At 59.9% G+C, this 14,334-nt stretch carries 6 protein-coding genes; 5 read left to right on the top strand and 1 reads right to left on the bottom strand.

Features of this window, described 5'->3' with window-relative positions:
- Positions 1–115: 115 nt before the first annotated feature.
- The 5 genes from M4D77_RS14200 (at position 116) to M4D77_RS14180 (ending at position 13,259) form a co-directional block, all read left to right on the top strand.
- Complete coding sequence (locus tag M4D77_RS14200; RefSeq protein WP_259936471.1) at positions 116–3,211, top strand: BPTD_3080 family restriction endonuclease; 3,096 nt, start codon at positions 116–118, stop codon at positions 3,209–3,211.
- Positions 3,201–5,906 (top strand): site-specific DNA-methyltransferase, encoded by a 2,706-nt coding sequence (locus tag M4D77_RS14195; RefSeq protein WP_259936470.1) that lies wholly within the window; start codon positions 3,201–3,203, stop codon positions 5,904–5,906. The genes M4D77_RS14200 and M4D77_RS14195 overlap by 11 nt, the downstream gene beginning before the upstream one ends.
- A gap of 45 nt (positions 5,907–5,951) precedes the next feature.
- Positions 5,952–8,741 (top strand): ATP-dependent DNA helicase, encoded by a 2,790-nt coding sequence (locus tag M4D77_RS14190; RefSeq protein ID WP_259936469.1) that lies wholly within the window; start codon positions 5,952–5,954, stop codon positions 8,739–8,741.
- A gap of 459 nt (positions 8,742–9,200) precedes the next feature.
- The gene (locus M4D77_RS14185) at positions 9,201–11,741 is read left to right on the top strand and encodes a hypothetical protein (RefSeq protein WP_259936468.1); all 2,541 of its coding nucleotides are present in this window, start codon (positions 9,201–9,203) and stop codon (positions 11,739–11,741) included.
- A 3-nt stretch (positions 11,742–11,744) separates the two neighbouring features.
- Positions 11,745–13,259 (top strand): AAA family ATPase, encoded by a 1,515-nt coding sequence (locus M4D77_RS14180; RefSeq protein ID WP_226513313.1) that lies wholly within the window; start codon positions 11,745–11,747, stop codon positions 13,257–13,259.
- Positions 13,260–13,535: 276 nt separating this feature from the next.
- Here M4D77_RS14180 and M4D77_RS14175 read toward each other — a convergent pair whose 3' ends face one another.
- The gene (locus M4D77_RS14175; RefSeq protein ID WP_226513314.1) at positions 13,536–13,784 is read right to left on the bottom strand and encodes a hypothetical protein; all 249 of its coding nucleotides are present in this window, start codon (positions 13,782–13,784) and stop codon (positions 13,536–13,538) included.
- Between the last annotated feature and the right edge of the window lie 550 nt (positions 13,785–14,334).

Raw genomic sequence — 14,334 nt, 5'->3', positions numbered from 1 at the left:
TTTCGCAAAGATCTGCCAGGAGATCTGGGACACGCTCTGAAACTGCGGTGCATCTCCTTTGAAGCAGCCCCCTGCCTCGGTATGGTTCCCCCATGACGATTCGAGGTAATTTGCGTTGAGCAGTGGCATCGGAAACCCGATCCTGAACGGGCCCTACGACGCTCCCGATCGGCACTACCAGATCGGAACGTCAGGTCCGACCGGCGCGATCATCGATGGTCGACGACCGAGCGAATCTTTCATTCCGATTGCGGTGACCAGAAAGGGCAAGAGGGGGGCCGACGGCTCGGAGCAAGGAGGCTTCGACTTCGATCTCACTGGCGAGCGGCGCGAGAAGAACAGCCTGATCAATGACATTCGACGTGACGTGGAGAAGTGGCGAGCGAGTGGGCACTACGACGGCGTCACCCCCATCACGCGCAAGCTCCTGCAGCACTGGGCTGATCCTAACCGCGAGAACAGGGTAATCTTCGCTCAGCGTGAGGCCGCCGAGACCGCGATTTTTCTAACCGAGGTCGCCGGCAGGCACCCGTCTTACGCCGACTGGCGTAAGCGGCTGGAGCCGGAGAACGAGGTCCACAACGACGGGTTGCCACGGGCGGCCCTCAAGATGGCGACGGGCGCCGGCAAGACGATCGTGATGGCGATGCTGATCGCCTGGCAGACCCTTAACAAGGCGCAGTCACCGAACGACGCACGGTTTACCAACCGGTTCCTCATCGTCGCTCCTGGCATCACGATTCGCGACCGCCTCAACGTTCTGCTGCCCGAGACCGAAGGTAATTATTACGACCTGCGTAACCTGATCCCCTCTGACTTGAAGGGTGGCATGGCGAGCGCGCGCATCGTCATCACTAACTTTCATGCCTTCCAGCTCAAAGACGCCAAAGAAATCAAGGGCGTCGCTAAGAACACTCGTCTCCTGCTGAAGGGCAACAAGGCGAGCGACCCCTTCAAGGAGTCTCCGAAGGCGATGGTCAGCCGCGTGCTACGCGGTCTGGGCGTTACAGAGACCAGCAAAAACCAGCAGATCATGGTTCTCAACGACGAAGCGCACCACTGCTACGTCGCCAAGCCTATGTCGTCCGGCAAGGAGACCGGCGAGGAGAAGGAAGCCAACGAGAAGGCGGGCCTATGGTTCAACGGACTGCGCGCGATCGCGAAGTACGTGGGGATCAAGCAAATCTACGACCTTTCGGCGACTCCCTTCTACCTGTCTGGCTCGGGTTACGCGGAGGGCTACATCTTTCCGTGGGTTGTCAGCGACTTCTCGCTGATGGACGCCATCGAGTCCGGCATCGTCAAGGTGCCGAGAACTCCGGTCGACGACGACGCCGAGACCGAGCACGTTGTCTACCTTAAGCTCTGGGACTTCGTGGGCAAGGAGCTGCCGAAGAGGGCTGCCAAGGATGCGATCACTGATTGGGCGCCGCCGAAGGAACTCGAGGCTGCGCTACGGAGCCTGCATCGCTCCTACGAGAAGGCATTCAGGCACTGGGAAACGAACCTCAGGCATTACGGCGAGACTCCACCAGTCTTCATTGTCGTCTGCCCGAACACTGTCGTCAGCAAGCTCGTCTACACCTGGATAGCGGGAGAAGAGCTTGTCCAGAACGACGAGGTCATCGCCCACAAGACTGGCGAGCTTTCGCTTCTGAGTAACGTCGTTGACGGCCGCCCCTTGCCCAAGCCGCGCACGATCCTGATCGACTCCGCGCAGATTGAGTCCGGTGAAGCCATGAAGGCGGACTTCAAGCACGCTGTTGGTGCCGAGATTGCTCAGTTCAAGGCCGAGTACCGGAAGACCAATCCGGGTGCCGACGTCGAGAAGCTAACCGACGAGGATCTGCTGCGCGAAGTCATGAACACGGTGGGCAAGCCCGGCAAGCTGGGGGCCGACATCCGGTGCGTCGTCAGCGTCTCCATGCTCACAGAAGGTTGGGACGCTAACACCGTGACTCACATTCTGGGGGTGCGAGCGTTCAAGTCCCAGCTCCTCTGTGAGCAGGTAGTCGGCCGAGGCTTACGTCGTCGCTCCTACGAGGTGAGCGCCGAGACCGGCAGGTTCGAGCCCGAGTACGCGAACGTCTACGGAATTCCGTTCCAATTGGTGGCAGGGGAGCCTGCAGGAGGGGAGCCCGCCCCGCCAAAGCCCGCTGTCCACGTTCGCGCTGTTGAAGGACGCGAGCAACTGCGTATTGGCTTCCCGAAGCTCGACGGCTACCGCGTCGAGATCCCTGACGAGGACATCTACCCGGATTTCGACGAGGCACCCGAGTTTCCGATCGGCAAGGACACGGTCCCGTCGTGGGTCGAGCTGGGTGGTCTCGTCGGCCAGAAGGAACTCGAAGAGGGTGACCCGGCGATGTACCGAAAGCAGGAAGTCGCCTTCCGGCTTTCAAAGCGGATCCTCGACCAACACTTCACTCGCGCAGGTGACAAGCGGCCGTGGCTATTCCCTAAGCTCGTCGGCATCTGCTTGGAATGGATCGACAGGAAAGTCGTCGTCCATGATGGATACTCGCTGGGGTTCCTCGTGACCATTACTCAGGCTCAGATTCTTGCCGCCGAGCAAGTGTGGAACGCTATCCTCCGACTGCCCGGAAACCGTCGCGAGCGCTTGCGGCCGATGATCAACCGATTCGACCCGGAAGGGTCGACCGGTGACGTCGATTTCGTGACGCGAAAGCGAACCGTCCCAGTTGAAAAGTCCGAGGTCTCGCACGTGACGCTCGATGGGAACGGTCCCGAGGGGAACGCATGGGAGAAGCGGATGGCATCGATCCTCGAGGCTGACTCGAACGTCGCAGCGTTTGTCAAGAACGACCAGCTAGGACTTTCCATCCCGTACGTCCACAAGGGCCGCAGCCATTCCTACATCCCCGACTTCTTGGTCCGCCTGAAGCGCACGGATGATGACGTAGAGCGGACCCTGATCATCGAGATTTCCGGCAGTCAGAAGAGTCCCGGTCCGACGAACCAGAAGGCAGAGACTGCCAGAAATTCTTGGTGCGTGGCTGTCAACAATCACGGCGGATGGGGCCGCTGGGCCTACATCGAGATGACGGATCCCGACCAGTTCAAGAGAAGGCTGGTAGACGCGATCCAAAGCCTGTACGGCGACAAACCAATCATCGGCGATCCCGACCTTCTTGATTTCGCCGAAACGAACGCTGACACCTACACCTCAAGGAGCGCTCGTGGCGCGTAAGACCCCCAAGGGCCCGACCCCGATCGACTCGATCAAGCACGGCGAGACCCGCAAGAATATTCCCACCGTCGACGCCCAAGATTTCGTGACCCCCGAGATCGAGGCCATCCGCGAGGTCCGCTATCAGCGCGACGATACCCTCGACCCCCAGTTGGTCTGGCGAGGCAAATACCCGGACGACGACAAGGCTGACAACACCGACTCTGACCTTGTTGCGGATGCTCCACCGATCTACATCCAAGAGAAGATCGACCCGCGTGTACTGGTCGAGAACCTCCGCTGCACTACGGCTCGCCCCGAAGCTGAACCGGAACTGGCTCTCTTCGACACCTTCGACGGTCTGGACGAACTCGAGCAGGTGGACTTCTACCAGCATGAGGCGAAATGGTCCAACCGCATGATTCTGGGCGATAGCCTGCAGGTCATGGCGTCTCTCGCAGATCGCGAGCGCCTACGCGGCAAGGTGCAGATGGTCTACATCGATCCGCCGTATGGCATCAAGTTCGGTTCGAACTGGCAGGTCTCCGCGCGGAACAGGACAGTCCGCGATGGCAAGCTTGAGGATTCGGCGCGAGAGGCCGAGCAGATCAAGGCTTTCCGCGATACGTGGGAACTTGGCATCCACTCGTATCTGGGGTACTTGCGGGATAGGTTGATTGCGAGCAGAGATCTACTGACCTCGTCGGGGTCCTGCTTCGTGCAGATCGGTGACGACAACGTGCACTTGGTGCGTTCGTTGATGGACGAAGTATACGGAGCCGACAACTTCATCTCGCTGATCACGGTTCAGAAGACCGGTGGCGCCGGCAGTTTTGCGGGCGGTACGACTGCGCTTGCCGCAGTGAATGACTTCATCGTCTGGTATGCCAGGGACGCCGAGTCGATGAAATACCGCCAGCTGTTCAAGGTGAAGGGGAGCGCGGATCGTACGGCGGATGCGTACCGACTCATCCAGCAGTCGGACGGAACTGTGCGCGCCGCAACCAAAGAGGAGCTTGTCGATCCAAGCTCTAGGCTTGTGCAACTCACCATCATGACCTCGCAGACGACTCGTGTTGGCCAGACCACAGTCTTTCCTGTTGAGCTCGGGGGGACCACGTACCTGCCGTCCACCGGTGGGTGGAAGACCAACCGGGAAGGGATGGCGCGACTGAAGGCTGCGAAGCGCCTCGCACCTTCGGGCAAGACATTGCGGTACGTGCGCTACCTCGATGACTTCCCCGCGACGTACTTAACCAACCTCTGGACTGACACGTGGGCAGGCTTCGGCGATGACAAGTCCTATGTCGTGCAGACGGATGCGCGAATTGTAGAGCGCTGCATGTTGATGACGACTGACCCGGGTGATCTCGTGGTCGACCCCACGTGCGGGAGCGGTACCACGGCCGTGACCGCAGAGCAGTGGGGCCGTAGGTGGATCACGATGGATACCTCGCGTGTCGCGCTGGCACTCGCGCGACAGCGCGTCATGGGCGCTCGCTTTCCGTGGTACCTGCTTGCCGACAGTGAGGAGGGCCGACGCAAGGAGCATGAGTTGGGCCCCGTCGACGCCAACCGCGAGCGGGTTTCGAACGACATCCGGCACGGGTTCGTATACAACAGAGTGCCCCACATCATGCTTAAGTCCATCGCGAACAACCCGGACATTCGCGAGGGTATGTCTTTGGGCGAGGCGCAGGCCGCCATCCGCCGGCACGGTGAGTTTGAGCCGCTGTTTGACAGGCCGTTCGAGGACGCCAGGAAGGTCCGCGTAGCCGGCCCATTCACTGTTGAGTCACTCAGCCCGCACCGGGCTCTGTCGTTCGGTGATGCGCCGGAATCCATGTCCGAGAGAGATGCCGGCAGGGAAGCGGACGGTCCGAACTTTGAGCAGTCGATCCTCGAGAACCTCGCCAAAGCCGGCATCCAAAACGGCAAGCGGGCGGAGAAGCTGAAGTTCGAGACGTTCGAGACCTATGCGGGCCAGTACATCCAGGCCATCGGCCAGCAGATCTCGAACGGGGAACACGCCTCACCGAGTCGGATCGGTATAGCGATCGGGCCGCAGTACGGCACGGTCAGCGCAAAGTACGTGAAGGACGCCGCTCGGGAAGCTATCCGTGATGGCGACGTCGACTTGCTGTGCGTCCTTGGCTTCGCGTTCGATCCCCAGGTGACCAACGTGACGGAAGAGGACGGCTTCACAATCGAAGCTTCCGACGAGGGCTTCGCTCAGATCGAAGGAGCACGAAACGTCGGCCGGCTTCCAGTATTAATGGTCCGCATGAATGCCGATCTCCTCATGGGCGAGGAACTGAAGAAGACTGGATCGGGCAACCTATTCACCGTCTTTGGCGAGCCCGATATTGACCTGTGTTCTACGGACGAGGGGTACATCGTCGACCTTAAGGGGGTCGATATCTACGACCCCACGACGGGGGAGATCCGGAGCAACGACACCGGCCAAATCGCGCTCTGGATGATCGACACCGACTACAACGAGGAGTCGTTCTTTGTCCGGCACTGCTACTTCACGGGTGGCAACGATCCATACAAGCGACTCAAGACGGCTCTAAAGGCAGACATCGACCCTGACGCCTGGGAGTCCTTGTACAAGACTGTCTCGCGGCCCTTCGCCAAGCCCTCCAAGGGCAAGATCGCAGTCAAGGTCGTCAACGACTACGGCGACGAGGTCATGAAGGTGTTCGAGGTGTAGTACCGGCGGTGCTGATGTGGGCATGAGCGACAGTGAGGGGAAGTAGTGACAGAAGGTCTGACGACCACATACACGGCCGATCAGGTGGTCGCGATCGATACGCTCGACGAGCCCCTGCAGATCATCGCCTGCGCTGGTTCAGGCAAGACCCAGGTGATCTCCCAACGGATTGCGAGGATCTTGGGGCAGCCCGGAGTCGAACCGCGCAACATCATTGCCTTCACATTCACGGAGAAGGCAGCCGCCGAGCTGAAGGAGCGGGTGCTCGGCATCCTGCAGGAGGAGCGCGGCGAGGTCACCGGCCTCGCGGAGATGTACATCGGCACCATGCACGGGTACACGCTCGACCTCCTGCAGCGGCTAGTGCCCGACACGTTCAAGTACTCGGTACTGACCGAGATCACGGCACGACTTCTCGTCGACAAGTACAGCAAGCAGTCCGGACTCACCACCTGCCCCACAATCGGGACGAAGCAGAGTCATCTCAAGCGCTGGCAGAATTCCCGACTTTACCTGCAGGTCCTCGGCACGCTTCGAGAAGACGAGATCGATGAGTCTCTAATCCCAGCCGGGGTTCTGGATTCTCTTGACTCCTACGTCAAGCTGATATACGGGCAGGCCAACTTCGACTTCACTGCGATGATCGCGCTCGCGGTCGAACTTCTGGAGGTCGATCCTGACGAGGACGACAACGCCGAGGTCATCCAGCGGCACATTCGAGACGACATTAAGTATCTCGTCGTCGACGAGTACCAAGATGTCAACCCTTTGCAGGAGCGTCTGATCCGCGGGCTTGTCCAGTACGGCGCGAACCTGTGCGTCGTCGGAGACGATGATCAGACGATCTACCAGTGGCGGGGCAGCGAAGTTGCGAACATCATCGAGTTCGCCCATCGGCACCGCGACGTCAAGCAGGTCGTGCTGAACGACAACTTCCGCTCGTCCAAGGGAGTCATCGAACTGGGACGATCTGTAGCCGAGCTGATCCCAACCGGTGACCGTCTTCCAAAGAAGATGGTCGCTTCTGGTCACCAGACCTGGGAGCGAGGCGACCTCCTGGCCCTCGACTTTGCCACCCCTGAGGATGAGGCAGCCTGGATCTGCGATCGGATCAAGCACCTTCAGGGCGTTCCCTTCACCGACAAGCCAGGAGCGGAGCCGCGCGGCCTGTCGTACTCCGACTGCGCCGTGCTGTTGCGCTCGGTCGCCAAGGACGCGGGGCCGATCGTTGAGGAGATGAAGAAGCGCCAGATCCCTTACGTGATTAAGGGGTTGAACCGCCTGTTTGACGCGGACGAGATCAAGGCGTGCGTCGGCATCTTCCGGTACATGGTGAACGAGATCGACACGAGCCTGCTCCGAGAGCTATGGGCAAAGGCCGATTTGCTGCCAAACCCCGCCAAGTGGGCCTCGGCTGTGGCGATCCTGGACGCCGGCAAGGACTTCAAGAAGGGTGAGCGTTGGGGGGTCTACAACATTCAACGCCTCTACCTTGACTTTCTCGCTGCCCTCGAGATCCGAGAAGAGGCAATCCCTGGACCGAAGGGTCGGGGAGAACTCGTCTTCTACGAACTGGGGAAGTTCAGCCAGGCCATCTCCGACTTCGAACAGATCCACTTCTCGAGCGAGCCGAGCGAGAAATACAAGACGTTCGCCGGCTGGCTCGAGCACCAGGCGCCTGACTACTACGCCGAGTCGGACAGTGACGTTGGCTACGCGACTCCCGACGCCGTCACCATTGCCACAGTCCACCAGTCGAAGGGCATGCAGTGGCCGGCCGTCTTCCTACCCTGCATGCGTGCTAACAGGTTTCCGGCCCAGCGAATCGGCGGACTGTCGATGTTCCACGTCATCCCGGCAGAGGCGATCAAGGATCCCGACCGGTACAAGGGGACGAAGGACGACGAGCGGCGCCTGTTCTACGTCGCGGTGACCAGGGCACAGAAGTTTCTGAACGTCACCTTCTCGCCCGGGGTTGGCCGCAACCACAAGCGACAGTCCGAGTTCTTTATCCACTGCACCGGTAACCAGTGGGTGTCGACGAGCACTAGCCCGATCCCGGGTGAGCGCCTCGAGCCTCGAGCCATCCACGAGATCCCTCAAGTAACTCTGTCGTTCTCGGAGTTGAAGTACCTGTTCGAGTGTCCCTACGAGTTCAAGCTCCGATTCCTCTACGGCTTCAACGCACCGCTACATGAGGCGCTCGGATACGGAAAAGGCCTTCACGATGCGCTGTCGGAAGTACACAAGAAGGCGACCGAAGGCGAGATCATGACAGCAGATGACGCCACAGATTTGGTTGACAGACATCTACATACTCCGTTTGCCTACCCTGAGTTGCGGCGCAACCTCGAGCGATCTGCGGCCGAGGCGGTTAAACGTTACTTCAAATTGCACGGAAGCGCGATCGGGAACACTGTGCACTCCGAGAAGCAGATTCAAGTGCACATCGCCCCCGGGATCACGGTCGATGGCCGCATCGACTTGATTCGGAAGCTCGATACCGACGAGTTGGCGATTGTCGACTTCAAGTCGACCGAGCGAGCCCAGGACGAGGATGTCACTCGGGATCAGTTGCACGTGTACGCGCTCGGGTACGAGGAGCTAACAGGCGAGAACGCTGACGTCGTGGAAGTGCTGAACCTTGATGCTGGTGGTAAAAGCCATCGAGACCAAGTGGACGACCACATGCTCGATGACGTACGTGAACGGATACGCACGGCGGGTGAGAAGCTTCGTAAGAATGAGTTGCCGCGGCTCTCGACCTTTGCGCCCAAGTGCTCGACGTGCGACGTAGTTGAATTGTGTCGACCCCGGCCAGGAAGCGCGCCGTAGCAACACTCCGTTAGCTGGCGGGCAAGCTGTCTATCCCGAGTCCGAGGCCTTGTCGCGATCCTCGCTTTAGCATTGGGCATGGCGTGCGTAGGTAGCGCGCTGCGGTGAGTCTCAGTCGGCTTCTCCGTGTCACGGTCTACGCCGGGCGCCGCTGCTTCCTACGGCATTCGTTAGTCCGATAGTGATGTCGTTTCGTCACCACGACGGTTAACTCGTTCGCCTGTCGGTCCAGCCAAGTAGTGTCAGGCTGGCAGTCCACAACGTAGTTAGAAGGAGCGAATGGCTCAGGCGTCTTTGGGTGGCGGGTCGAGTGCAGTTGCTGCGTCGTCGCACGCTGCCTGCCCAAGGTTTCGAGGTACTGATCCACTGGTCACGGGTCGCACTCGCCGTGCTCTCGCTCGAGAGATCGGTTTCGCCGACGATTCAGGCCGGATTCCAGAGGCACGGTGGATGCGCGCGATGACCTTCGAGAGGCTTGTGCGTGATCGACGATTTGCGAGTGAAGTGGCGACGACAGCTGTGGGCCGCCTAGGCCTCGCCCGTCCCAGTGCAGTCATTACGGTGAATGCCGACGTCAGCAACACGAAGACCGCGCAGTTGCTCGACGAAGCGCACATCCGAGCGAGCGGAGAGAATGCGGTAACCCTCATCCATGCCTTGGCGCTGCCGTTTCCGGGCTTCGAAGGCGCTGACGCATCCGAGGTCAAACCTGACTTCGCAATCGTTGCGCCGCAGCCAGGTTCCGATCGGTCCTGGTTGATCATGGGCGACGCGAAGGATTACGAACGGGTTCGAAGCAAGATTGAGGACAGCCGGCTCCTTAAGGGGTTCCTTCAAGTTGCACTTGGTGCCGAGGCCGCCGCTCAGTGGTCGCGACTTCCAACCGACATGGCAGTCCACACCCACGGGGTGCTAGCAGTGCCACGAAACGCGTTCCTCCAGCCGGAGGCGGTTGTTGAGCTTCTCGAGGACCACCGAGAAGAGGTCCGAATGCGGGTCGCCGAACGTATCGCTGAGTCGAGCCGATCGGCCTACAAGAAGGCGACGGACGTAAGTGATTACGTTGAGCACTTGAGAGCGAAGTTCGATCCGTCGACCTGTACTACCTGCACTTTATTTGCCTACTGTCGCCATGAACTTCGAACATCATCCAACCGATCCGATCTGTTGGTCGAACTAGGGATCCCGAAGGATCATCACGCACTGTTAGTGCCGCTACTTGGCAACTCGGAGGCGCAGACGACGGCGCCCGCTTCTGTTCACGCAAATGTGAAGGCGACAATCACGGGTCGTGCCGAAGTGACGGGTCAGCGCCGTACGGATCCGATTGGCCTCCCTGGCAATGTGTACGTTGCAATCGCAAAGTCAGATAGTGCTGCGCTCGGCGTCTACGGCGTCTCCATTGCCCGGCAAACTTCTGAGGCGTCGACTGCCTGGTCGAAGACAGTCTTCGACGACCCCCAATCGCCGGAGACGCGACGACGCCTAATGCGAACAATAGGGCGTCAGATCGACCTTGCGATGGCTACGCAGCAGAAAGAGAACCCAAACGCCCCTAGCCCTATACATCTTGTGGTGCCCGACCAACCGACCGCTGACGTCCTCGTCTCGATCGCAGACAACCTCGCCGGGGTCGAGTTGAGCCGACTACGTTGGACCCGAGACGTGGAGGCCGGTCGTGAGCCGCTCACCTTCAACGGCGAGCCCGCAGTGATACCCGCGGCCCTCACCGACGACGAACGCATTGCTGTGTCGTTTCTACTCGAGGAAGACCGTTCACGCGCAGTCACACTGAGGTCGCCCGTCGTGGATCTACGATCGGTCCTCGCGGGGCATGTGGTCACCGGCGGCCCCGCCGTTGCATCTCTTCGTCTTGACTATCTGCTCTCTTGGGCAGAGACGTTAATCGACGGGACGGTTTATTCCCGAGACGTCGAGGACAAGATTGAGGCGTCTGCACACACACCAGGAGCGCGGCTCACCAGTGGTCAATCCGACACGATCCACGCCGCTCAAACAGGTTTCGGGCGGCAATCGAGTCGAGAGCGCGCGAGAAAGAACCTTCAAAGTTATCGACGTCTTGTAGGGCAGGAACTTGACTACAAACAGGATGTATTCGACCGCACGTTCACGGTGTTGGACGAATTCGATGACTCCTCGCTGCTTGAGACCTATCGCGCGATCGAGGGCGATGCTCAAGCGGTGTGGCGACGGCGCCTAGAACTCCGCGCATCCGACCTCGTACGCTTCGGCCGAACCTATCGCCACTGGAGAAACTCCTTGGTTCCAGTAATCGAAAGTGATGGGATTTGCCGAGCTCAGTTACTCTCGCTATCGAATAAGCAGTTTGCTCGCGACCTGGCCCGAGATCCCGGGAACCGGCAGGTGGCCTTCGCTCGAGTAGTGGGGATTCACCCACTGACCCTAGAAATCGCATCGCGCAGAATCGGCGACGGCGCGCGAATTGTTCTCCTACACAACGGGGATCATGCTTGTGTCGAGCAGCGCGGCGTTTCCGTTGACCATCAGAAGGGAAGCTTCAAGATCGGTGGCCTCGCGATCGGGCCGATCGCTGAGACGCCGGCTGCGAGCCGATTTACGTGGACCCCGGCAAACTCGCCGAGTGTCGATATTGATGACGAGCTTGTGGTCGCGGACTTTTCTTGGTTTTGCGACAACAAGCGGAATACCCACCTCAACATCACCCGGCCGACTCCTGACACCAACATGGCGCCCACGCCCGCATGCACGAACAGCAGTTATAGCGAATCCCCCCAGGTGCATCAATGGTGTTGCAAGCCCCACGATATCAATGAGGCGGAATGGTCAGACAAATTGGCGCGGCGCCGCGCAAACGGTGAGCTCAATCCCGAAACCTGGCCCCCAGTCATCGACGGTGATGCCTTTGAGGTGTCGCCCCGCCGCGCTACGACTGGAGATGCGGTCCAGAGCTCTGTCAGCGCGGTTCCTGACACTCTTACAATCGATGATTTGGACTAGTCTGTGACAGTTGCGTTCTCGATACCGAGTTCCGGTGATGGCGGCAGTACCCGCGTTCATCATGCTCAAGCTGCAGCAGGTAATGCTGCCATCACGAAAGAGGCGGTCGGCGTTCTGCGCGACAGCCTTACTGGAAGCCTTGATGTGAAACGCGTGCTTCTGAAGGCTGCTGCCGGCGCGGGGAAGTCGTTCGCACTTCAGGAGCTGGTGAGTAACGCAGTTGACCATCCGAGTTGCCAGAGAGTGGCTGTGGTCGCGTTCACCAATAAGCAGATTCATCCTTTGGCAATCGCGCTGGGAAATCGGCTGGGAAAGCGGAAAGTTTGTTTGTTTGTCTCTGCAAAGCGATGGGACGAAATCCCCGACGAGGCCCACCGATGCGTTGAAGTGGCGACGTCTACTACTAGTATCCCTGCATCCTGCGAAGTCATTGTTTCGACAAGCCATAAGCTCGGCGCGATCAACGAATTGACTCGCCAGATATCGACATTCGGCCCTGCTCACTGTGGTTCGTCAGCGTTTGATGTCCTTTTCGTCGACGAGGCCTGGCAACTTCCGCACTACCTTTTCGACAAGGTGGCCAAAGCTGCACCCCTCACGGTCGGGGTCGGCGACGTCGGACAGTTGCCTCCGCTCGAAGTCGGCGACAACCCCTGGCGTGGAGACCCAGGCCATAACCCGTATAGGGCCTGGCCAACTGACTATGTCGATGACCAAGAAACGTGGGCTAGGGAGCTCCCATCAGTTTGGCGGCCAGCCGCCGGACAACTCGACCTCTGGCGGGCCTTTTACCCGGAATGGGACACTCTCAATTGTGTGGCAGCACCCGGTGATCGGGTGTTGCATGCAGATGGCTTAACAGGGGATGCGCTGTCGATCTGGACGCAAGTGGGTACTGGCGTCCCGACACTCCTTGAGGTTAATGGCCTGCCGGTGGCAGAAGCTGCAGATATTGACCTCCCGCTGGTCGGCGTGATCGAGCGTCTCCTAGAGGAGCTCCTGTCATCCAAGTTCTCGCTCGAGCGAAGGGAATACGATTCGGCTGGCACTCCAACTCGGCGCGTGACCAAGGCGCGGCCGGGGAAGAGCGAGGGCGATCCACTCGTGGTCGTCCTAGCGACACGGAACCAGGCTGTCGACGACGCCGAAGACATGGTCGATCGGCTGCGGCAAAAGTTCGGGTTGTCGGAAACTGAGTTGGTCGCCTCTACGGTCGACTCGTGGCAAGGACAGACCAACGGAATAACTGTCGCTATCCACCCGCTCAACGGAGCTACTGATCTGAACGAGTTCAACTCCGCGTTCGGCAGGCTCGCGGTCACGTGCACCCGTGCGACACACGGGCTCCTGATGCTGGCCAGACCCGGGTTGATGCAGTTGCTCGACGAAGCTCCCGCACGACCGGGGACTCCTTTTGGCGAACCGGGAAACCGAAATCTGCCGAGACAAACGCATCAGCGGATTCTGTCGACATTTGCGGTAGGCAGGATTACTGTTCGACACAATGCCCTTCGGTAGGATCGCGGGGACGCTGTAGCGCGCTTAGTCATCGCAGGGATCGTCCTCATTGTCGCCGTGAAGATTTCGCCCATCGGCCACGTCTAAATGAGCGGCACTGACGCCTTTCTACCCTTCGAGAGCCGGGCTGAGGGCGGCTAGCTTGTGTACGTGCTCGGTCGTGTGCCTAGGAGTGCCCCGGTCTCACGGGGGTCGAGCACGAAAGCCGAAGGACGTGACTGGTCCACGGGGTGATTAACCGGAGCAGCAGCCCGATCCGCACACCGACCCGCACTGTCAACTCTCGGGTTTCCGCCAACCGGGGCCGGCGCGCATCGCCCGTGTCCTTATTCTGACTTCGTCCACTTCGGGAATGTGCTTCTGGCCCTCGACGGCCTGGTCCATCTGCGTTGGCTGGACCGCTCTACTGGGCGCATGATCAGTCGCATCACCACCAACAGCCCCGGTGATCTCGTGCATGTCGAACTCAAAAAGATGGGCAAGATTCCCGCCGGCGGTGGCTGGCGCGAAATCGGCAACCGCCACCGCCGCCCCGCCCCGCCCCGCACTCTGAGGCCAGCCACGTACTTAGCCTCTAGGGCCAGTACAAACTAGCGCTCGTCATTGTGGACGCATTTGAGCTCGCGACGCTGATCGTCGACCTCGCTGCATAGCTTGGTGCGGTGAAGGTGGGCAAACCTGCGGCTATAGCTGTTCCGGTCCCATCGGTCGGAGGGGTTGTCGGGATCGGCCGGCGGAGTGTTCTCGTCCGACGCGTACCTGGCGTTCATGGTAGGTTGCCTGCGCTTCCGTGTTCTTGCTGAGTGGGGTGCCAGTCTTACCGGTCTAGTCATTCGAGGGTCGAAGACGCCGAGTTATGGTCGAAAGGGAATGTCCGTAAAGCGTCAACGGGTGTGCTCGGCGCGCGCCGGAGGGTTAGCAAAGGGCCTCTGAATCAGTCTCCGGCGACGGTCTCGATCGTTCCCGTCAGCAGCGACTCCGTGAGGTAGTCCTCGAATGAGAAACTACTGCCCTGAGTCTCGTTCAGTTCGGCAAGTTGTGGACTAACCTGTTCCTCCAACTCAGCGCGTGTGAG

Source organism: Gordonia sp. p3-SID1431, assembly GCF_025143765.1.
In the GTDB taxonomy this organism is placed as follows: Bacteria; Actinomycetota; Actinomycetes; order Mycobacteriales; family Mycobacteriaceae; genus Gordonia; species Gordonia hongkongensis.
The sequence above is the reverse complement of the archived record's forward strand: the minus strand, read 5'-3'. Positions and strand labels throughout refer to the sequence as shown.